Source organism: Actinoplanes sp. G11-F43, from assembly GCF_050589265.1.
Taxonomy (GTDB): Bacteria; Actinomycetota; Actinomycetes; order Mycobacteriales; family Micromonosporaceae; genus Actinoplanes.
Window position 1 is genome coordinate 1 of record NZ_JBNZCE010000045.1, and the last position, 22,833, is coordinate 22,833.

6 protein-coding genes are annotated in these 22,833 nt (G+C 72.7%); 3 read left to right on the forward strand and 3 right to left on the reverse strand.

Annotation, left to right across the window (positions count from 1 at the left end; genetic code table 11):
- Positions 1 to 6,126, reverse strand: a 6,126-nt coding sequence (locus tag ACQ0O7_RS38560) for an SDR family NAD(P)-dependent oxidoreductase (RefSeq protein WP_430790454.1), incomplete at its 3' end; no start/stop codon positions are given.
- Between the two features lie 28 nt (positions 6,127 to 6,154).
- Positions 6,155 to 7,102 (reverse strand): proline iminopeptidase-family hydrolase, encoded by a 948-nt coding sequence (locus ACQ0O7_RS38565; RefSeq protein ID WP_430790170.1) that lies wholly within the window; start codon positions 7,100 to 7,102, stop codon positions 6,155 to 6,157.
- Positions 7,103 to 7,636: 534 nt separating this feature from the next.
- Between ACQ0O7_RS38565 and ACQ0O7_RS38570 the strand changes: the two genes are divergently transcribed.
- Together ACQ0O7_RS38570 and ACQ0O7_RS38575 are read left to right on the forward strand one after the other, a co-directional pair.
- Positions 7,637 to 10,483 (forward strand): AAA family ATPase, encoded by a 2,847-nt coding sequence (locus tag ACQ0O7_RS38570; protein WP_430790172.1) that lies wholly within the window; start codon positions 7,637 to 7,639, stop codon positions 10,481 to 10,483.
- A gap of 36 nt (positions 10,484 to 10,519) precedes the next feature.
- Positions 10,520 to 10,960, forward strand: a complete 441-nt coding sequence (locus tag ACQ0O7_RS38575) for a cold shock domain-containing protein (RefSeq protein ID WP_430790174.1) — start codon at positions 10,520 to 10,522, stop codon at positions 10,958 to 10,960.
- Positions 10,961 to 11,056: 96 nt separating this feature from the next.
- On the opposite strand, the gene ACQ0O7_RS38580 is transcribed toward ACQ0O7_RS38575, so the two are convergent.
- A complete protein-coding gene (locus ACQ0O7_RS38580; RefSeq protein WP_430790176.1) occupies positions 11,057 to 21,658 on the reverse strand; it encodes an SDR family NAD(P)-dependent oxidoreductase in 10,602 nt (3,533 codons plus the stop codon).
- A gap of 199 nt (positions 21,659 to 21,857) precedes the next feature.
- Between ACQ0O7_RS38580 and ACQ0O7_RS38585 the strand changes: the two genes are divergently transcribed.
- Positions 21,858 to 22,808, forward strand: coding sequence for an ACP S-malonyltransferase (locus ACQ0O7_RS38585; RefSeq protein ID WP_430790178.1), 951 nt, complete (start codon positions 21,858 to 21,860; stop codon positions 22,806 to 22,808).
- Positions 22,809 to 22,833: the final 25 nt, after the last annotated feature.

Below are 22,833 nucleotides of genomic sequence, written 5' to 3' on the forward strand. Positions count from 1 at the left end.
CAGGGCCGCCGCACACTCGGCCAACCGCGCCGCGAACACCGGCGACTCCCCAGCCAGCTCCCGGCCCATCCCGATCCACTGCGAGCCCTGGCCGGGGAAGACGAACACCGTCCGCCCGACACCACCCGGAACGACCTGACCGGTCACCACACCGGCAGCCGGCTGACCCGTCGCCACCGACACCAAACCATCGGGATCCGCACCGATCACCACCGCACGGTGATCGAACACCGACCGCGATGTCGCCAGCGACCACGCCACATCCTCAGCAGGCAGTNGCTCCGCAAGCGCCACCGCCGTCCGACCGGAGATCGGCCACACCGGAACACCCGCCGTGAGAACTGACGGCACCACAACCGGAGCCGACACCTCGACGGTAGACGGTGCCTCTTCCAGGATCATGTGCGCGTTGGTGCCACTGATCCCGAACGCCGACACACCAGCACGCCGGGGCCGATCACCAGCCGGCCACTCCCGAGCCTGCGACAACAACTCGACACTGCCCGACGACCAGTCGACATGTGACGACGGCGTCTCGGCGTACAGAGTGCGCGGCAGTTTCCGGTTCTGCAGCGCCATCACCATCTTGATCACACCAGCGACACCCGCCGCCTGCTGCGCATGACCGATATTGGACTTGATCGACCCCAGCCACAACGGCCGATCGGCAGACTTCTCCTGACCGTACGTGGCCAGCAGAGCACCCGCCTCGATCGGATCACCCAACGCGGTGCCGGTGCCGTGCGCCTCCACCACATCCACATCAGCAGCGTTCACCTGCGCGTTCGCCAGAGCCGCACGGATCACACGCTGCTGCGACGGACCGTTCGGCGCCGACAGCCCGTTCGACGCACCATCCTGATTGACCGCGCTACCCCGAATGACAGCGAGAACCTCATGACCGTTGCGCTGCGCGTCGGAGAGCCGCTCCAGCATCACCATGCCGGCACCCTCGGCCATGCCCATGCCGTCCGCACCATCACCGAACGCCCGGCAACGGCCATCCGACGACAACGCCCGCAACCGCGAGAAGCCGACGAACTCGCTCGGATCGGCCATCACCATCACACCGCCGGCCAGCGCCATCGAACACTCGCCACCACGCAGCGCCGACACCGCCTGATGCAACGCGACAAGAGACGAGGAACAGGCGGTGTCCACCGACACCGCCGGACCGACCAGACCCAGGGTGTACGAGATCCGGCCGGACAGCACACTCAACGCGCTTCCGGTGATCAGATGCGCCTGAACGTCCGGCTCCCCACCCACAGCCGCGGCGTAATCAGACGTGGTGGCACCCACGAACACCCCGGTGCCGGACCCCTTCAACGAAGCCGGATCGATACCCGACCGCTCGATCGCCTCCCACGACGTCTCCAACAGCAACCGCTGCTGCGGATCCATCGCCAAGGCCTCACGCGGGCTGATCCCGAAGAACTCCGCATCGAATTCCGCGGCCCCGGTGACGAAGCCGCCCTCGGTCACATACGTCGAGCCCTCGACATCCGGATCGGCGTCGAACAGCGCCGCCGCGTCCCAGCCACGATCCGCCGGGAAACCCGAGATCGCGTCACCACCCGCGACGAGCAGGTCCCACAACTCCTCCGGAGTGCTCACCCCACCCGGATACCGGCACGCCATGCCCACGATCGCGATCGGCTCCGACGGGGCAGCCGCGGTCACCGACGTGACCTGTCGCGAGGTGGCACCCAGCAGCCGGGTCAGGATCTCCTCGGCCAGAGCCGTCGGATTGGGGTAGTCGAAGACGACGGTGGCCGGTAGCCGTACCCCGGTCGCGGTGTTCAATCGGCCCCGCAGCTCGACGGCGGTCAGCGAGTCGAAACCGACGTGCCGGAACGCGCGGTCGGCCGGCACTTCCGCGGCAGATTCGTGCCCCAGGACGGCCGCCGCCAGCGAGCGCACCAACTCGATCACCGTACGCCGCTGTTCGGCCGCCGGCATCGTGGCCAGCCGGGACGCGTACTCGCCGCGGTTCTCCGGCTCCGCGACAGCGCTATCCGTCTCCCGTACCTCGGGAATCGTGTCCAGCAGTGGACGCGGACGGGCCGCGCGGAACACCGGAGCGAACTTCGCCCATTCCACGTCGGCGACCGCGATGAACGTCTCGTCCTGGGTGAGGATCCGCCCCAGGGCCGCCAGCGCCTTGTCGGTGTTCATGAAGTTCATGCCCTGCCGCAGCAGGCTGCTCGGGGTCACCCGGCCGGGCGCCTGGTCCATCGTCGCGTCGACGGCGGCCCAGTCCTGGGAGTTCCAGACACCCCAGGCGATGGACGTCGCGGGCAGACCCCTCGCCCGGCGCTGCTCGGCGAACCCGTCCAGGAAGGCGTTACCCGCGGCGTAGGCGCCGTGATCGTTACTGCCCCAGGTCGCCGAGATCGACGAGAACAGCACGAACTCGTCGACATCGATACCGGCGGTGGCCTGATCGAGATGTACGGCCCCGGCGGCCTTGGCGCCCATCGCGTCGGCCAGGTCCGCACGGCTGGTGTCCTCCACCCGGGCCAGCGATGCGAGGGTGGCGGCGTGGATCACCGTCGACAGTCCGGGCCCGGTCTCCCCGATCCCGGACACCATCCCGGCCACCTGCTCGTACACACCGAGGTCGCAGCTGATCAGCTCGACATCGGTGCCGGCGTGCGCGATCGATGCCGCCAGGCCGGCCGCACCGGGGGCGGACGGGCCGGACCGGGAGGTCAGCACGAGTCGGGGGGTGTCCTGTTCGGCGAGCCACCTCGCCACGTACGCACCGACGGATCCGGTGGCGCCGGTCAGCAGTACCGTCCCGCGGGGTGACCACCGCTGACGTTCGGTAGCCGGCGCGGCCTCGGCCCGGATCAGGCGCCGGACCAGCGCGCCGGGTTCCCGCAGCGCGATCTGGTCCTCGTGGTGCCCGCGCGCGAGGACGGCGGTCAGCCGGCTACCGGTCCGTGCGTCGAACTCGGTGGGCAGGTCGATCAGCCCACCCCAGAACTCGGGGTGTTCCAGCCCGACGGCCCGGCCCAGTCCCCACACCGCGCTCTGCGCCGGGCTGATCGCCGTGCCGTCGCCGTCGCCACTGCGCACGGCGCCTCGTGTCAGCAGCCAGAGGGGCGCGGTGGAGGATGCCCGGTGCAGCGCGTGGACGAGGTCGAGCGTCGTCGCCGTGCCGCTCGGCACCCACGGGTGGCCGGGATCCGGGGTCTCGTCCAGAGCCAGCAACGACAGCACGCCGGTAGCGGTCGCCAGCACGGATTCGTCGAGGTCGCCGGGGCCCGCCGCGGTGACGATCGTGGCGCCGGCACGGGTCAGCGCGCCGGCGATCGCGGGTGTCTCGGGTGTGTCGCCCAGCAGCAGCCAGGTTCCGGAGAGCGCGGGTGTGGCCGGGCCGAGGTCCATCGGCTGCCAGGTGACGCGGTAGCGCCAGTCGTCCAGGGTGCGGGTGGCCGGCGCGGCGGCCTGTCGTGCCTCGGTCCAGAAATGGCGTCGCTGGAACGCGTACGTCGGTAGACCGACCGTTCTCCCCCCGCCCAGCACCAACGACCAGTCGACGGCGACGCCGTTGACGAACGCCTCAGCGAACGACGCCATCAGACGCCGCGCGCCACCGTCATCACGACGAAGACTGCCCACCGTGACAGCGGCGTCGACAGCCTGGATCAAGACGGGATGCGGGGAGACCTCAACGAAGACGCCGTGACCGGAATCGGTCAGCACCCTCACAGCCCTGTCGAACTCTACGGTCTCCCGCAGCGAGGAGTACCAGTAGCCGGCATCCAGTTCCGGACCGGCCAGCCAGTCTCCGCTCAGCGCCGACACCATCGGGATCTCCGCCGGGCCAGGCACGATCCCGTCCAGCACGGTCAGGATCTCGTCCCGCAGCTGCTCGACCTGCGGACCATGCGACGCGTAATCCACCGGGATCAACCGGGTCCGCACCGCATCACCGCAGGCGGTCTCAAGCTCCCGCAACGCCGAAGGCTCACCCGACACCACCGTCGCCGACGGACCATTCACCGCCGCGATCGACAGAAGATCACCAAAGGAGGCGATCCTGCCCCGGACCGCGTCCACCGACTCCGCGATCGACAGCATCCCGCCATGACCCGCCAGAGCCGTCAAAGCCCGGCTGCGCAAAGCGACAACCTTGGCCGCGTCCTCCAACGAAAGGATCCCCGCCACCGCAGCTGCGGCGATCTCACCCTGCGAATGACCCACTACGGCATCTGGCTCGACACCGGCGGCACGCCACACCGCGGCGAGGGAAACCATCACCGCCCAAAGTGCCGGCTGGACCACGTCAGCGGACTCAAAACCATGACGACCAGCCAGTACGTCATCCAGTCGCCAGTCCACGAACGGCTCCAAAGCCGCCCCACACTCAGCCAACCGCGCCGCGAACACCGGCGACGACTCCGCCAACTCCCGGCCCATCCCGATCCACTGCGAGCCCTGACCCGGGAACACGAAGACGGTGCTCCCGGCAGCGCCCGAGGTGACCGCGCCGGTCACCACGCCGGCGGCGGGCTGCCCGGTGGCCACCGATGCCAGACCGGCCAGCAACTCGTCACGGCCGGCACCGACGACCACCGCACGGTGATCGAACGCCGACCGGGTCGTCGCCAGCGACCACGCGACATCCCCGGCCGCGAGTTCCGGCCGGGCCACCACGTGCTCGCGCAGCCGGCCGGCCTGCTCCGCCAGGGCCGCCCCGGTACGGCCGGAGACCAGCCACGCCGGCAGGTCCGCGGCCAGCACCGGCGGCGTACCGGCGGGGGTGGTCGTCTCGGCGGTTTCGGGGGCCTCTTCCAGGATGACGTGCGCGTTGGTGCCGCTGACTCCGAAGGAGGAGACGGCGGCCCGGCGCGGGCGGCCGGATTCGGGCCAGGGGGTGGCCTCGGTGAGCAGGCGCACGTGCCCGGACTCCCAGTCCACCTGTGGTGTCGGCGCGTCGACGTGGAGGGTCCGGGGCAGCCGGCCGTGGCGCATGGCCTCGACCATCTTGATGATGCCGGCGACTCCGGCGGCCGCCTGGGTGTGGCCGATGTTCGCCTTGATCGAGCCGAGCAGCAGGGGCCGGTCCGCGCCGTGTTCCTGGCCGTAGGTGGCCAGCAGGGCCTGGGCCTCGATCGGGTCGCCCAGGGTGGTGCCGGTGCCGTGTGCCTCGACCGCGTCGATGTCGGCCGCGGTCAGTCCGGCGCCGGCCAGGGCCTCCCGGATCACCCGGCGCTGGGCCGGGCCGCTCGGCGCGGTCAGCCCGTTGGACGCGCCGTCCTGGTTGACGGCCGAGCCGCGGATCAGCGCGAGCACCGGGTGGCCGTTGCGGCGGGCGTCCGAGAGGCGTTCCAGCAGCAGGATTCCGGCGCCTTCGGCCCAGCCGGTGCCGTCGGCGGCGGCGGCGAAGGAGCGGCAGCGTCCGTCGGGTGAGAGGCCGCGTTGTTCGCTGAACTCGATGAACGTCTCGGGTGTGGCCATGACGCTGATGCCGCCGGCGAGGGCCAGTCCGCATTCTCCGGTGCGCAGGGCGTGTGACGCCCATTGGAGGGCGACCAGGGAGGAGGAGCAGGCGGTGTCCACGGTGACGGCGGGGCCTTCGAGGCCGAGGGTGTAGGCGACGCGGCCGGAGACGAGGCTGCCGTCGCTGCTCGTCGCGCCGTAGTCGTGGTACATGGATCCGGCGAAGACGCCGGTGCGGCTGCCGCGCAGGGTGTTCGGGTCGATGCCCGCGCGTTCGATCACCTCCCAGGTGATCTCCAGGAGGAGTCGCTGTTGGGGGTCCATGGTCCGGGCTTCGCGGGGGCTGATCCGGAAGAACTCGGGATCGAACCGGCCGGCGTCGTACAGGAAGCCGCCCTGGCGGACGTAGCTCTTGCCGGGCGTGCCCGGCTCGGGGTCGTAGAAGGTGTCCGGATTCCAGCCGCGGTCGGCCGGGAACGGGCCGATGGCGTCGCGGCCCTGGTCGACGAGGGTCCACAGCTCTTCGGCGGTGGTGACGCCGCCGGGGAATCGGCAGGCCATGCCGATGATGGCGATCGGTTCGGAGGTGACGTCGGCGGCGGCGCGCAGGCTCTTGATGTCTCGGCGCAGACGCTCGTTCTCGACGAGCGAGCCGCGGAGCGCTTTGATGATCTCTTCGGCCTTGGCATCCATCGCCGTGTCAGCCTCCGTTCGGGTTCGTGGTCGGCGCGCCGGGGGCGCGGAGAGAGTCGAGAAAGGCGCCGAGCACCTCGGCGAAGCGTTCCGGTTCCTCGAACTGCGGGGCGTGGCTGGAGTTCTCGAGGAGTTCCCAGCGGGCGTTCGGGATGAGGTCGTGGAACGGCTGGACGGTGACCGGGGTGGCCTCGTCGTGGCGGCCGGAGACGATCAGGGTGGGCACGCTGATGTGGGGCAGGTCGTCGATGACCGACCAGTCGCGCAGGCTGCCGATGACGTGGAACTCGTTCGGGCCGTTCATCGCGTGGTAGACGGCCGGGTTCGCGTTCATCTCGACGAAGGTGGCCATCAGGGGCGCCGGCAGAGGGTCGAGGCGGCAGAAGTGCCGGCCGTAGAAGACGAGCATCGCCTCGGTGTACTCGTCGCTGTCGAAGGTGCCGGCGGCCTCGTGGCGTCGCAGGGTCTCGTCGACTCCGGGCGGGAGCTGCGCGCGCAGGACGTCCATCTCGGCGCGCCAGAGCCGGTACGAGGCGGGGGCGTTGGCGATCACCAGGCCGCGGAGTCCGGGTGGGCGGTGCGAGGCGTGCCGTGCCGCGAGCATCCCGCCCCAGGACTGGCCGAGGAGCACGTAGTCGTCGGCGACGCCGAGTCGCTGGAGCAGGTTGTCCAGCTCGTCGAGGAAGAGTTGCGGGGTCCAGAAGCCGGGGTCGGCGTCCGGCAGGTGGGTCGATCCCCCGTTGCCGATCTGGTCGTAGTGCACCACGGCGGTGCCGTGTTGGGCGAGAGCGGCCAGAGGGAGCAGGTAGTCGTGGGTGGCTCCGGGCCCGCCGTGGACGACGACCAGGGTGGGCCGGCCGGCTCGCGGGTGCCCGGTGACGCGGTACCAGGTCGCGTACTGCCGGAAGGGCACGGTGCCTCTGGCCGTGGGCGGGAAGGTCCTGTGCACGGTCATGTCAGGCCACGCGGAGTCGAGTCGTTTGCAAAACCACCCCAGGTCGAGAGGTCGCGTGGGGTGTCGGTGCACCCTCGATTACTTGGAACGAACGATAGGCAGCGGTGAAATCGTCACCAACCCCTGATCCCCCCTAGCCCGACCCCTTACCTTCGGCCGCGGATTGGAAAGCCATTTGCCACAAGGAATGGCGTGGGTCGTCATCACCGGGGAAGAAGGAATGGCGACGAGATCCGGCGCCGGCGCCGGATCAGCGGAGTGAATACTCAAAAAATCGGATAATTCACCCCTCGTCGGCATTCCTTTGTCCGGAACACCGCCCGCCCTGGTCACCCGGAGTGACCAGGGTTCGCACCCGCGAAATACCCTCAAAAACTGGGAACTAACTGAGAAACTGAGAGCTGACTGGGAGATCATCAATCAATCCAGTCAATGCACGTAAACACTTCGTCCGGATTGGACTCAGCGCTTGACCATGGCAGCGAATGACCGTTAACGTCACGGCGATTAAGGACCCTACGGGGGAGGTCCGCAGTGCTCGTAGAACGCTCGAAATTGCTGGCAGATCTCAGCGAACTACTGGTCCGGTCAACACGAAACAGGGGTGTCGTCGCCGCCATCAGCGGATCCACTGCGGTGGGCAAGACCACCGTCCTCAGCACTCTGGCCAGCCGGGCGTCGATGGCGGGCAGCATGGTGCTCAGCGTCGTCAACGCGCCGCACGACCGCGGCCATCCGTTCAGCGGGCTCGCCCAGCTCTTCCACGGGCTGCACGCGCACAAACTGGAGAACGGCGTCGCCGGTGCCGACATCCCCAGCGGCATCCATCTGGACGGTTCGGTGGAGATGGGCGCCCCGCCGCACCCCTCGACCACGATCCAGGACCGCCTGGCCGCCGTCGCCCAGCACACCCACCGGGTCGTCGCCGAGCTGGCCGCCGAACGAAGTCTGCTGATCACCGTCGACGACATCCAGCACGCCGACGAGGCCACGCTCTACTGCCTGCGCTACCTGGCCCAGCGGCTGACCCAGCCGTCGGTCACACTGATGATGACCCGCGGTCCCCTGCTGCTCGACGAGCCGGCGCCGCGCATCCTCGACGACCTCATCCACCAGACCAGCGTCCGGCGTTTCCAGCTGCACCAGCTCTCCGCCGAGGGGACCCGGAAGCTGGCGGAGAGCCTGAGCACCTCCGCCCTGCCCGAGCACTTCATGACCGAGGTCCATCGGCTGAGCCAGGGCAATCCACGGCTCGTCGAAGCCCTCGTCGAGGACTTCAACCTGCGCGCCGCCTCGGACCAGGTGACCTGCGGCGACGACTCGGCGATCCACCCCGGCCTCACCGACGACCTGTCCACCGGGCCGGTATTCCAGCAGGAGGTCCTCAGCTGTGTGCACCGGCTGGGCCCGTACGCGGTCCGGGTGGCCCGCTGCGTGGCGCTGCTGGGCGGCGCGGCCACCCCCCTGTTGTTGAGCCAGCTGAGCGGGATCAACAAGGAACTGGTCGAACGCTGCCGGGAACTGCTCACCAGCATCGGTGTGGTGGACGCCCGCCTACGGCATCCCAGCATGGGCCAGGCGCTGCTGCACGAGATGCCTCACGACGAGCTGGCCGACCTCCGGCACCGCGCGGCCGCCCTGCTGTACGACGACGGGGCCCCGCCCCGGGCCGTCGCGGCACACCTGCTCAACTCCGGCCCGCTGCACGAGGAGTGGGTCGTGCCGGTCCTGCAGGACGCCGCACAGCACGCGCTTATGGAGGGCGAGGTCAGCCTTGCCCTGAAGTGCCTGAAACTGGCCCGGGAGTCCAGTTCGGACGAGACCGAGCGCGTCTCGGTGATGTCGCGGTACGCCCTGGGCCAGTGGCAGCTCAAACCCGGTCATTCGGCCCAGCACTTCCTGCGGCTGAAACAGCCGATCACCGCGGGCAAGCTGCCCGGTGGGGACGCGCTGCGGATGGCCGAGGGGATGATGTTCCACCTCCACTTCGACGACGCCCTGGAGATCGTCCACCACGAACACGACGACCACGAGGGCACCCGGACGGCGCTGCACGGCACCCGGCAGCTGATGTCCGCGGAGTTCCCCGGGCTGCTCGAACGGCCTCGCCGGCCGGTGCCCGAGGTACGGCCGTCGGCGACCTCGCCGTCGGACGTGCGTGCCCTGCTCGCCATGACACTCGCCATGGAGCGGGGTTCGGACGAGGAGGCCGTCGACCTGGCCGAGCAGGTGCTACGCAGCAGCCACTCCCCCGAGCCGTGGAAACTGAACGGGCTTCCGGCCGCGCTCACCGCGCTCTGTTACGCCGACGAGCTGGAACCGGCCCGCAAGTGGTACAAGACCATCATGGCCGACTCCCGGACGTACGACGCGCCCGCGGAGCTGGGACTGCTGGAGTGTGTCGGCGCGCTGATCTCGCTGCGGCTCGGTCAGCTGCCCAGGGCGGTGCAGCAGGCCCAGTCGGCGCGCACCCGGTTGTCCGGACGCAGCTGGAACATCGGAAGCGCCATGGCGGTGGCGTTGCAGGTCGAGTCACTGACCGCGATGGGCGACCACGAGGCGGTGGTCAAGCTGCTCGCGGCGGAACCCCCGCAGGCGCTGTTCCTGACCCGGGCCGGGCTGCATTATCTGTACGCGCGGGGCCGGCACCACCTGGCGACCGGCAAGACGAGCATGGCGCTCACCGACTTCCTGGGCTGCGGCACGCTGATGCAGCGGTGGAAGGTCGACACGCCCACGCTGGCGCCGTGGCGGCTGGGAGCGGCCGAGGCCTGGATGCGGCTGGGCAACCCGGACCGCGCGGCACAGTTGCTGGAGAAGCAGCGGGCGGCGCACCCGACCGGGCTGACCCGGTCCCGGGGGATGACCCTGCACGCCCTGGCCCGGTTGCAGCCGATCCGCAAGCAACCACCGGTGCTCCTGGACGCGTACACCTGCCTGGAGGCGAGCGGCGCCTGGCACGAGGCCGCCGGTGTGCTCGCCGACCTGAGCCGCGCCTATCAGGAGATGGGTGAGACGGTGGTCGCGCGGCAGACGTCGCAGCGGGCGTGGCGGCTGGCCAAGAGTTGCGGTGCCGAGTTGCTGTGCCAGTCCCTGCAGCCGACCCGGGTGTCGCCGGCCAGCGAGCCCAGGGATACGGCCGGGCCGGGTGAGGGCCAGAACGTCGATCAGCACGACTTCGCGGGGCTGAGCAAGTCCGAGCGGCGGGTGGCCATTCTGGTCACGCAGGGGTACAGCAACCGGGAGATCGCCGATCGGCTGTTCATCACCGTCAGCACGGTGGAGCAGCACCTGACCCGGGTCTACCGGAAGCTGAATGTCAGGAATCGGGAACAACTGTTGAACGGGGACCGGAACCTGACCGGTGACAACGCCTGGTGAGATGTCGGTGGGCAGGACGGATGAGGTGAGGGGACAATGGTGGCGACTTCCACGATGACCGGAAAGGTCATTCGTTTCGACGAGATTCGCGGGTACGGTTTCGTGGCTCCCGACAATGGGACCGAGGACGTTTTCCTGCACGTCAATGATCTGGCGTTCGACAAACGGTCGCTGAATCAGGGGACGCGGGTGCAGTTCGTGCCGGCGGAGGGCGACCGGGGGCTGAAGGCCACGCACGTGCAGATCATCGAGACGGCCGCCCTGACGGTCCCGGCGGTCCCGGCGGCCCGGCCGGCCTCGTTCTCCGGCGGCACGGCCGACGACGAGCTGTGCGACATCCTGCGCGGCGCCGAACTGCGGGCGGAGATCACCGAGGCGCTGCTGACCTCGGTGCCGACGATGACCGCGGAGCAGATCGTCCGGGCCCGCGACGGCGTGCTGCGGATCGCGCGGTCGCACGGCTGGACCGAGGACTGACCGGACCCGCCGGGCCCGGGGGGGGGGGGGGGGGGGGGGGGGNGGCGAACGGCCGGAGGTGGCATCGCCCACCTCCGGCCGTTCGCCGTCGAGGGGTCAGGCCGGGTCGTCGGCGCGGCCGGCGGCCCGTAGCAGTTCGGCCAGGCTCATGCCGGCGATCTCCGCCGCGCGCTGCTCGAAGTCGCCCCCGGCCCCGGCCGCCTCGGGTTCCCGGTCCCCGGCCGGCTCGGGTTCCCGGTCCGGCGCCGGATCGGCCAGACCCATCTCCGTCAGCAGGTGGTGGGTGAGCGCGAGCGCGTTCGGATGGTCGAACACGAGCGTCGCCGGGAAGCGATCGCCGACCGCCTCGCCGAGGACGTTGCGCAGCCGGACGGCGGCGAGGGAGTCGAAGCCCATGTCCCGGAACGACTGCCCCGGGTCGACGTCGGCGGCACCGGCGAACCCGAGGGTGGCCGCGGTGTGCGTCCGGACCAGGTCCAGCAGCGTCTGCTCGCGGCGGGCCGGGCGGAGCCGGGCCAGCCGGTCCCGTAGGGCCTCGGCGGGTTCGGCCGGGCCGGCGGCCGGATCGACGGTGCGGCGTCCCGGGCCCCGGACCAGATCACGCAGCAGGTAGGGGACGTCGGAGCGGTCCATCCCGGCCAGGTCGAGCGCGATCGGCACCGCCAGCGGTGTGCCGATCGCGCCCGCGGTGTCCATCAGCGCCAGGGCGTGCCCGGTCGCCAGCGGGACCACGCCGTCGCGGCGCTGGACGGCCAGGTCGGCGTCGCTGAGTGTCCCCGTCATGCCGCTGCTCTGCTCCCACATGCCCCAGGCCAGCGATTGTGCGGGCAGTCCCCGGGCCCGGCGGTGCGCGGCCAGGCCGTCCAGGAAGGTGTTCGCCGCGGCGTAGTTGCCCTGGCCTCCGCCGCCGGTGACCCCGGCGGCGGAGGAGAACAGCACGAACGCGGTGAGCGGGTGGCCGGCGGTGAGATCGTGCAGGTTCACCGCGGCGTCGACCTTGGGCCGCAGCACCCCGGCCATCCGCTCCGGTGTCAGCGAGGCGAGGGTGGCGTCGTCCAGGACACCCGCGGTGTGCACGACGCCGGTGAGTGTCCGGCCGGCCAGCGCGGCGGCCAGCGCCGACCGGTCGGCGGCGTCGCACGCCACCACCTCGACGTCGGCGCCCCGCCCGGCCAGGTCGGCGGTGAGTGCCGCGATGCCCGCGGCTCCGGGGCCGCGACGGCTGGTGAGCAGCAGTTTGTTCACCCGGTGTGTGCTGGTCAGGTGCCGGGAGACCAGCCCGCCGAGGGTGCCGGTGCCACCGGTCACCAGAACCGTGCCGGGCCGGTCGCCGAAGCCACCGGCAGGCGGTCCGGACGGCACGCCGGTCACCCGGGACAGGCGCGGGCAGAACGGTGTCCCGGACCGGATCGCGATCTGCGGATGACCGGTGGCCAGGGCCGCGCCGAGCCAGGTGGGGGCGGGCTCGTCGCCGGGGACCGGTTCCGGGCCGGTGGGGTCGAGATCGATCAGCACGATCCGGCCGGGGTTCTCCGTCTGGGCGCTGCGGGCGAGCCCCCAGACGGCGGCGCCGGCCAGGTCGGTGACGTCCTCCCCGGCCACCGACACCGCCCCCCGGGTGACGATCGCGAGGATGCCGGCCCCGGGCCGGTCATCGGCGAGGAAGGACTGCAGCCGGGTGAGCGCCGCGGTGGTCTGGGCGTGGACGGCGGCCACACTGGTGCCGCCGTCGCAGCGGTGCACGACGGTCTCGCGGACCGGGCCGCCGTCCGGTGCGGCCGGAATCCATTCGAGCGCGAACAGGGCGTCGTCGCCGGTGGTGGGCTCCGGCCGTCCGGCGGTGGCCGCGACGGGGCGCAGGACGAGTGACTCGACCGCGGCGACCGGCCGGTTCTCGGAGTCGCTGAGCAGCAGGGCGACCCGGTCGTCACCGAGCCGGGTCATGCGCAGCCGCAGCGCGGCGGCGCCCGAGGCGTACAGGGTGACGCCGGTCCAGGCGAACGGCAGGGTGACCCGGTCCGCGTCGGCGGTGAACAGCGCGGTGGCGTGCAGGGCCGCGTCGAACAGTGCCGGGTGCAGCCCGAACAGCGAGGCCGTGGCCGGATCCGGCAGGGCGATCTCCGCGTACACGGTGTCCCCGCCGGCCCGCCAGGCCGCGCGCAGGCACCGGAACGCCGGGCCGTACCCCAGGCCTTCGCCGGTGAGCCGCTGGTAGAAGCCGGTGAGGTCGACCGGTTCGGCGTCGAGCGGCGGCCAGACCGTGATGTCGGTGGCCGGTTCCGGGCCGCTGTCGGCGAGGGTGCCGGAGGCGTGCCGGGTCCACGGCGTCCCCGCGGCGGCACCGTCCGGCCGGGAATGGATCACGACGGTCCGCCGGTCGGCCGCGACGTGCACCTGGACGGCGACGCCGCCGTGTGCCGGCAGGGTGATCGGGGCCTCCAGGGTCAGGTCCCGCACGGATCCGCGGCCGGCCTCGTCACCGGCCCGGACGGCGAGTTCCACCAGGGCGGTGCCGGGGACGATGACGGCGCCGCCGACGACGTGGTCGGCGAGCCAGGGCTGGCCGGTGGTGGAGAGACGGCCGGTGAGCAGCACCCCGCCGTCGCCGGCGACCGGCACGGCGGCGCCCAGCAGCGGATGGCCGGTGACGACCTGGCCGACCGCCGAGACGTCGCCGGCGGGTGGGGGCGCCGGCAGCCAGTACGTCCGGCGCTGGAACGGGTAGGTCGGCAGGTCGGCGTGGCGGGCGCCGTCGAAGCGGCCGGGCCAGTCCACGCTCGCGTTGTGGACGTACGCCCCGGCCAGCGCGGTGAGGAAGGCGGACAGGTCACCGGCGTCGCGGCGCAGGGTGCCGACGAGGGCGGCGGGTGTGCTGGCCGACTCGGCGGTCTCGCCGAGCCCGACGAGCATCCCGGGGTGCGGGCTGGGCTCGACGAACAGTGTGAAGCCGTCGGCGAGCAGCGCCCGGGTGGTCTCCTCGAAGCGGACGGTCCGGCGCAGGTTCGTGTACCAGTACTCGGCGTCGAGTCCCGCGGTGTCCATCGGCCCGGCGGAGACGGTGGAGTAGAAGGGCACCGGCGAGGTGCGTGGCATCAGCCCGGCCAGCTCGGTGCGCAGCCGGTCGCGGGCTTCGGCGACGAGCGCGGAGTGGGAGGCGTAGTCGACCGGGATGCGGCGGGTCGCGACGCCGGCCGCGTCGAGTTCGGCGCGGACGGCGTCGACGGCGTCGACCGGGCCGGACAGCACGACCGAGCGTGGGCCGTTGACGGCGGCCAGATGCAGCCGGCCACCGGCGTCGGTGAGGTATCGGGAGACCTGCGCGGCCGGCAGCGCCACCGACAGCATGCCGCCCCGGCCGGCGAGTTCGTCGCGGATGATCCGGCTGCGGCGGGCCACCACGAGCGCGCCCTGTTCCAGGGTGAGCGCGCCGGCGACGCACGCGGCGGCGATCTCGCCCTGGGAGTGTCCGACGACGGCGGCCGGTTCGACGCCGGCCGCCCGCCAGGCCTCGGCCAGCGACACCGTCATCGCCCAGAGGGCGGGCTGGACCACGTCGACGCCGTCCAGGGCCGGCGCACCCGGTTCCCCGCGCAGCACGTCGAGCAGATTCCACCCGACGTGCGGCTGGAGCGCCGCGGCGCACGCGGTGAGCCGGCTCGCGAACGCCGGCAGCTGCTCGAACAGCGTGACGCCCATGCCCGGCCACTGGGAGCCCTGACCCGGAAAGACGAACACGGCGCGCCCGTCCCCGCGGGCCTCGCCGGTCACCACGGACGCCGACGCGGCCCCGGCGGCCAGGGCGTCGAGGCCGGCGAGCAGGTCCGCGCGATCGGTGCCGACGACCACGGCACGGTGCCGGAGGGCGGCACGGCCCCGGGCGAGGGTGGCGGCGGCGTCGTATTCGTCGATGCCGGGGTTATCGCGCAGGTGGGCGGCGATCCGTACGGCCTGGGCCCGCAGCGCGACGGGTGAGTCGGCCGAGACGATCAGCGGGAACGCCGGGGGCCGGGCCGGGCGGGTGTCGTCCGGGGCGGCCGGGGGTGCCTCCTCGACGACGATGTGCGCGTTGGTGCCGCTGACACCGAACGAGGAGACACCGGCGCGGCGCGGTCGTCCGTCGTTGGGCCACGGCCGCGCCTCGGTGAGCAGCCGGACGTCGCCCTCTGTCCAGTCGATGTGGGGTGAAGGGGTGTCGGCGTGCAGGGTGCGGGGAAGTGTCGCGTGACGCATCGCCATCACCATCTTGATGATGCCGGCCACCCCGGCCGCGGCCTGGGTGTGCCCGAGGTTCGACTTGATCGATCCGAGCCAGAGCGGGGTGCCCGCCGGCCGGTGCCGGCCGTAGGCGGCCATCAGCGCCTGGACCTCGATGGGGTCGCCGAGGGTGGTGCCCGTGCCGTGGCCCTCGACGGCGTCGACGTCGGCCGGGGTCAGTCCGGCCCGGGTCAGCGCCTGCTGGATGACCCGCTGCTGGGACGGCCCGTTGGGTGCGGTGAGCCCGTTCGACGCGCCGTCCTGGTTGACCGCCGACCCGCGGATCACCGCGAGCACCGGATGTCCCGCGCGGCGGGCGTCGGACAGCCGTTCCAGCAGCAGCAGCCCGGCGCCCTCGGCCCAGCCGGTGCCGTCGGCGGCGGCGCCGTACGCCTTGCAGCGCCCGTCCCCGGCCAGTCCGCGTTGCAGGCTCATCTCGACGAAGGTCTCCGGCGTGGCCATCACGGTGACCCCGCCGGCCAGGGCGAGGGCGCACTCACCGGACCGCAGGGCCTGTGCCGCCCAGTGCAGCGCCACCAGGGAGGAGGAGCAGGCGGTGTCGACGGTGGCGGCCGGGCCCTCCAGCCCGAGGGTGTAGGCGACGCGCCCGGACACGACGCTGCCCATGCCGCCGCGTCCGGCGAACCCGGCGGAGTCCTCCGGCACGTCGGCGGTGCGGCGGGCCCAGTCGTGGTACATGACGCCGGTGAAGACCCCGGTGTCGCTGCCCTTCAGCGACTGCGGGTCGATGGCGGCGCGTTCCAGGGTCTCCCAGGCCAGTTCCAGCAGGAGGCGCTGCTGGGGGTCCATGACCTGTGCCTCCTTGGGGCTGATGCCGAAGAAGGCGGGGTCGAACTCGGCGGCGTCGTGCAGGAAGCCGCCTTCGCGGGTGGAGGTCCGGCCGTGGCGGCCCGGTTCGGCGTCGTAGATCTCGTCGGTGGGCCAGCCCCGGTCGTCCGGGAACGGGGTGATGGCGTCGGTGCCGGCGGCGACCAGCCGCCACAGGTCCTCGGGGCTGGTGACGCCGCCGGGGTAGCGGCAGGCCATCGCGACGATGGCGACGGGTTCGTCGGCGGGCGCCCGCCGGACGGCCGGGGCCGCGACGGCGGTGGTGCCGCCGCGGAGCCGGCCGAGCAGGTGGGTGGCCAGCGCCTGTGGTGTCGGGTGGTCGAAGATCAGGGTGGAGGTGAGGCGCAGCCCGGTCGCCGAGCCGAGGGCGGTGCGCAACTCGACGGCGGCCAGCGAGTCGAATCCCAGTTCGCTGAACGCCCGGCGGGGGTCGACGGCGGTCACGTCGTCGTGGCCGAGGACACCGGCGATCCGGGCGCGGACCACGCCGAGGACGGTGTGTGCCTGTTCGGTCTCGGACTGCCCGGCGATCCGCTGGGCCAGGTCCGGCGCGCCGCCTCCGGCCCGGGTGCCGGCGGTCCGGCGGGTGGACGGGCGGACCAGGCCGCGCAGCACCGGCGGGACACCCTGCGGCCGGGCGCGCAGAGCGGCGGCGTCGATGCGTAACGGCACCAGCGTCGGTACGTCGGTGAGCAGCGCCTGATCGAGCAGGGCCAGGTTGTCCGCGCTGCTGAGCGCCGGCAGCCCGGAGCGTGCGGCGCGCCGTACGGTCAGGTCGTCGAGGCGGGCGCCCATGCCCGCGTCGCCGGCCCACAGATTCCAGGCCAGTGAGGTGGCCCGCAGTCCGTGTGCCACCCGGTGTTCGGCCAGGGCGTCGAGGAACGCGTTGGCGGCGGCGTAGTTGCCCTGCCCGGCCGCCTCCAGGGTGCCGGCGGCGGAGGAGAACAGCACGAACGCCGAGAGCGGCAGGTCGCGGGTCAGCTCGTGCAGGTGCCAGGCGCCGTCGGCCTTGCCGTGGAAGACGGTGTGCACCTGCTCGGGGACGAGTGCCGCCACCAGCCCGTCGTCGACGACACCGGCGGTGTGCACCACGGCGGTGAGCGGGCGGTCGGCGGGGATGGCGTCCAGCACTCCGGCCAGGGCGGTCCGGTCGGCGGTGTCGCAGGCGGTCACGGTCGTCGCGGCGCCCAGTGCCGCCAGTTCGGCGGCCAGCCGGCGGGCGCCGGGGGCGGCGGCGCCGCGACGGCTGGTGAGCAGCAGGTGCCGCACACCGTGCCGGCGCACCAGATGCCGGGCGACCAGGCCGCCGAGCCCGCCGGTGCCGCCGGTGATCAGCACGGTGCCGTGCGGGTTCCAGACGGCGACGCGCGGCTGGTCGGCCACGGGCACCGGCACGAGCCGTGGGACGTACAGGGTGCCGTCGCGCAGCGCGAGTTCCGGCTCCCCGCTGGACAGGGCCGCGAGCTGGTCACGTTCCGGCAGGTCACGGTCGGTGGCCAGGAGCATGACGCGGCCGGGGTGTTCGGTCTGGGCGGCACGCACCAGGGCGTGCACGGGCGCCGTGGTGAGGTCGGTGGCGGCGCCGCGGGTGACGACGGCGAGCGGGACGTCGTCACGCAGCGCGTCCTGGATCAGCCGCAGCACGTGTACGGTCGCCGCGCGGGCGGTGTCGGCCGGGGAGCCGCCGGTTCCGGGCGGGCCGGCGGGCACGTGGGCGATCCGCAGGCCCGCCACGGCTGCGTCCGGCTCGGCCGGGATCGGGATCTCGGTCCAGGCGGTGCGCAGCAGGGTGCCGCCCTGTTCCCCGATCAGCGGGATGCCGGACAGCGGGACGGGCCTCTGGACCAGGGATCGGACCGTGGCGACCGGCGCCCCGGTGGCGTCGGTCAGGTGAAGGGAGACGGCGTCCGGTCCGGCCGGGGCCACCCGGGCGCGGACGGCCGTGGCGCCGGTGGCGTGCAGTTCGACGCCGAGCCAGGCGAACGGGAGCCGCACCTGGCCGTCGTCGGCGGTGGTCTCCAGGGCGTGCAGGGCGGCGTCGAGCAGTGCCGGGTGCAGGCCGAAGCGTTGCGCGCCCACGTCGTCGGCGGTGACCTCGGCGTACACCTCGTCGCCTCGGCGCCAGGCGGCGCGCACCCGCTGGAAGGCCGGCCCGTACGCGTACCCCTGCGCCGCCTGTCGTTCGTAGAGCCCGTCGACGTCGATCGGTTCGGCGCCCGGGGGCGGCCAGGATCGCGGTGTGGGGTCCGGTGCCGGGACCGCCGCACTCCGCTCGGTGAGGATGCCGCCGGCGTGCCGAGTCCAGCCGTCCTCGCTGGTGGCGGGCCGGGAGTGGATGTCCACCGGGCGTACCCCGGAGGTGTCCGCCGGACCGACGGTGACCTGGATCTCGACGCCGCCGGGGTGGGCCAGTGAGAGCGGGGCCTGGAGGGTGAGCTCCTCCAGGACGCCGCAGCCCGCCTCGTCGCCGGCCCGGAGGGCGAGTTCCACCATGGCGGTGCCGGGCAGCAGCACCGCTCCGGCGATGACATGGTCGGCCAGCCACGGATGGGAACGGGTGGACAGCCGGCCGGTGAGCACCAGGGCGCCGGATTCGGCCAGGCTGACGCTGGTGTCCAGCAGCGGGTGCCGGTCGGTGCCGGGTGCCGCCTCGGCGTCCAGCCAGTACCGGCGGCGCTGGAACGGGTAGGTGGGCAGGTCCACCCGGCGGGCTCCGCGGCCGGCGAAGAAGCGGTGCCAGTCGACGGTGACGCCGCGCGCGTGCGCCAGGCCGAGCGCGGTGACGGTCTGGCGTTCCTCGCTGTGCCCGCCGCGCAGCAGGGGGGCGAACACGATGTCGGCGTCGGCGTCGGCCAGGCAGTCCCGGCCGACGGCCGACAGCACGGCGTCGGGGCCGAGTTCCAGGTAGGTGGTGACGCCGTAGGCGTCCATCCAGCGCATGCCGTCGGCGAACCGGACGGCCTCGCGGGCGTGCCGTACCCAGTGACCGGCGTCGAAGGTGGTCACCGGTTCGCCGGTCAGGTTGGACACCACCGGGATACGCGGTGGTTCATGGGTCAGTGTCTCGGCGACCCGGCGGAAGGCGTCGAGCATGGGGTCCATCAGTGCCGAGTGGAAGGCGTGCGAGACGCTCATCCGCCGGGTCTTGCGGCCCCGTTCGGCGAAGTGGGCGGCGACCGCCGTCACCGCGCCGGTGTCGCCGGAGAGCACCACGGCCGACGGCCCGTTCACCGCAGCCAGGTGCACCCGGTCGGTGAGGAGCCCGGCGACCTCCTCCTCGCCGGCCTGCACGGCGATCATCGCACCGCCGGGCGGGAGTTCGTCCATCAGCACGCCGCGGACACCGACCAGCAGGGCCGCGTCGGCCAGCGAGAGGACTCCGGCGGCATGGGCGGCGGCGATCTCGCCGACCGAGTGCCCGGCCAGCACGTCGGGCCGCACCCCCCAGGAGGTGAGCAGCCGGAACAGTGCGGTCTCGACGGCGAAGATCGCGGCCTGGGCGTACCGGGTGCGGTGCAGCAGCGCGGCGAGCGGCGATCCGGGCTCGGCGAACAGCACCTCTCCCAGCGGTTCGTCGAGGTGCAGGTCGAGGTGGTCGGCGGCTTCCTGGAGAGCCTCGGCGAACACCGGGAAGGCCCGGGCGAGCTCGCGGCCCATCCCGGCCCGCTGGCTGCCCTGGCCGGTGAAGAGGAGGGCGGTCCGGCCGGCCGCCAGGGTGGTGCCCCGCGACACCCCGGGCGCCCCGGCGTCGTCGGCCAGGGCGGTGAGGGCGCGGGCCAGTTCGGTGTGGTCGGCGGCGACGACGGTGACCCGGTCGCGCAGCGCGGCCCGGGTGGTGGCGGTGGAGTAGGCGATGTCCAGGAGACTCTCGCCGGCCGTGGCGGTCAGCAGCCGCCGGGCCTGGCCGGCCAGCGCCGGGCCGCCACGGGCCGACAGGACGACCGGCACCGGGCGGGCGGTCGGCCCGGGCTCCGGCGGAGGCGCGGCCCGCGGCGGCTCCTCGATGATGACGTGGGCGTTGGTGCCGCTGACACCGAAGGCCGAGATCCCGGCGCGGCGCGGCCGGTCCCGGCTCTCCCACGGCACCGGTTCGGTGGTGAGCCGGACCGTGCCGTCCGACCAGTCGACGTGCGGGGTCGGCTCGTCGACGTGCAGCGTGCGCGGCAGCACGCGGTGCCGCATCGCCAGCACCATCTTGATGATGCCGGCGGCTCCCGCCGCCGCGCCGGTGTGCCCGATGTTCGACTTCACCGACCCCAACCACAACGGTGTACGGGGGGATCGCCCCCGCCCGTACGCGGCGACCACGGCCCGGCCCTCGATCGGGTCGCCGAGTGTGGTGCCGGTGCCGTGCGCCTCGACCGCGTCGACCTGGTCGGGGGTGAGACGGGCGTCGGCGAGCGCCTGCCGGATGACACGCTGCTGGGCGAGGCCGCTGGGCGCGGTCAGGCCGTTGGAGGCGCCGTCCTGGTTGATGGCCGTGCCCCGGATCACCGCCAGCACCGGATGCCCGTCACGCAGCGCGTCGGAGAGCCGGGCCAGCACGAGCACGCCCGCGCCCTCGGCGAAGCCGGTGCCGTCGGCGGCGGCGGCGAACGCCTTGACCCGGCCGTCCGGGGCCAGGCCACGCTGCCGGCTGAAGGTGGTGAACGTTCCGGGGGTGGCGATCACGGTGACACCCCCGGCCAGGGCCAGGCCGCACTCGCCGCGCTGCAGGGCCCGTACCGCCAGGTGCACCGCGGTCAGCGAGCCGGAGCAGGCGGTGTCGACGGTCAGCGCGGGCCCCTGCAGTCCGAGGACGTAGGAGACCCGGCCGGAGACGACACTGGGCAGGTTGCCCAGCATGACGTAGGCGTCCGGGCCCTCCGGGGCCTTATGGGTACGCGGCCCGTATTCGTGGGGCTCGACGCCGATGAACACGCCCGTGTCGGAGCCGTGCAGGCGGTCCGGGGCGATGCCGGCCCGTTCGATCGCCTCCCAGCTGGTCTCCAGCACCAGGCGCTGCTGCGGGTCCATGGCCAGCGCCTCGCGGGGGTTGATGCCGAAGAAGCCGGCGTCGAAGTCGGCGGCGTCCGGCAGGAATCCACCGCGCCGGACGTAGCTGGTGCCGGTGGTCGCGGGGTCCGGGTCGTAGAGGCGGTCGAGGTCCCAGCCGCGGTCGGCGGGGAAGTCGGAGATGGTGTGCACGCCGTCGGCCAGCAGGCGCCACAGGTCGTCGGGGGACGCCACCCCGCCGGGGTAGCGGCATCCGATGCCGAGGATCGCGATCGGCTCGCCGGCCGTGTCGGCCCGCCCGGCGCCGGCAGCGGCTCCGTCGTCCTCGGGCATGGGGTCCCCGTGCCGCAGGCGGGTCAGGTGGGCGGCCAGAGCCTCCGGGGTGGCGTGGTCGAAGCCGACGGTGACCGGCAGGTCGAGACCGAGTGCGGCGCCGAGCCGCCGCTGGAGCTGGACCAGGCCCAGCGAGTCCAGGCCGGCTTCCTGGAACGGGCGGTCGGCGGCCAGGTCGGCGGTCGCGCCCGGATCGGCGTCGCGCAGGACCTCGGCGGCTTTCACCAGCACCATTTCCAGCATGGCGGTCCTGGAGTCCTGGGTCATGGGGGTACTCCTCGGAGATCGTCAGCGTGGCTTCTTTCTAACAGGGCTCATTCACCTGCCACAAGAAATGCCGATGCCGCACGGTGCGGTTAGGAGGCGTTAGGGGTTCTGCCGTCGAGGCGGCGTTCACAACACTATCCAGAATCGAATTGAGGGTATTCCGCGAAAGCGCGGCGACACCCGATGAAAGGGAAACAGAATGACGAAGGCATCGACGGCTTTTGTCTTTCCCGGAATCGGGCCGATGCGGCTGGACGGCTCGGTGCGCTACCTGACGGCCCATCCGGTGGCGCGCCGGCTCGTTGCCGAGGCGGACCGGGCACTGGGCTATCCGCTGATCGACCGTTATCGCGAGGCGGAGGCCGGCGACGGCGGGGCGTTCCCCGAACCGGCACGGGTCTCGTTCCTGGTATCCTGCCTGGCGCTGGCCGAGAGCGCGAGCGCCGAGCACGGGGAGCCGCCGATCGCGTACGCGGGCGCCAGCTTCGGTGGCACGGCGGCCGCGGTCCGGGCCGGGGCGCTGTCGTTCGCCGAGGCCGTCGTCCTGACCGCCGAGTGGGGCCGCCGCGCGGACGCCTACTTCACCACCGAGCACCGCGACGTCGTCACCCAGTCGTTCGCCCGGGTGCCGGCGAGCCGCCTCGCGGAGATCCGCGGGGAGCTGGACGCGCGCGGTGACTTCAACGAGGTCGCCTGTCAGGTCGACCACGACTTCCACATGCTCACGGTCCGTGCGGGTGTGCTGGACTGGCTGCAGAACCGGCTCCGGGCCGTGGGCGGTCTGCCGCTGTACGTGATGCGGCCCCCGATGCACTCGCCGTCGTTCGGCGCGCTGCGCGCGGAGATCGCGGCGGAGGTGACCGCGGGACTGTCGTTCGCCGACCCGCACACTCCCCTGATCTCCGATCACGACGGCTCGCTGGTGACGACGGCGGCCGGGGTGGAGTCGCTGCTGCTGGACATGGCGACCCGGCCGGTGCGGTGGCCCGCGGTCGCCGGCGCACTCCGTGAGCTGGGCGTCGAGCGGGTGCACATGCTCGGCGAGGACCGGCTGTGGGGCCGGGTGGAGGTCATGACCGAGGCGTTCGACGTGGTCGCCGCCAATCCGGTGACCGCCATGCGGCCGCGCCGCCGCTCACTGATCGCCTAGGCCGGAACATCCCGGGCGCCGGGCC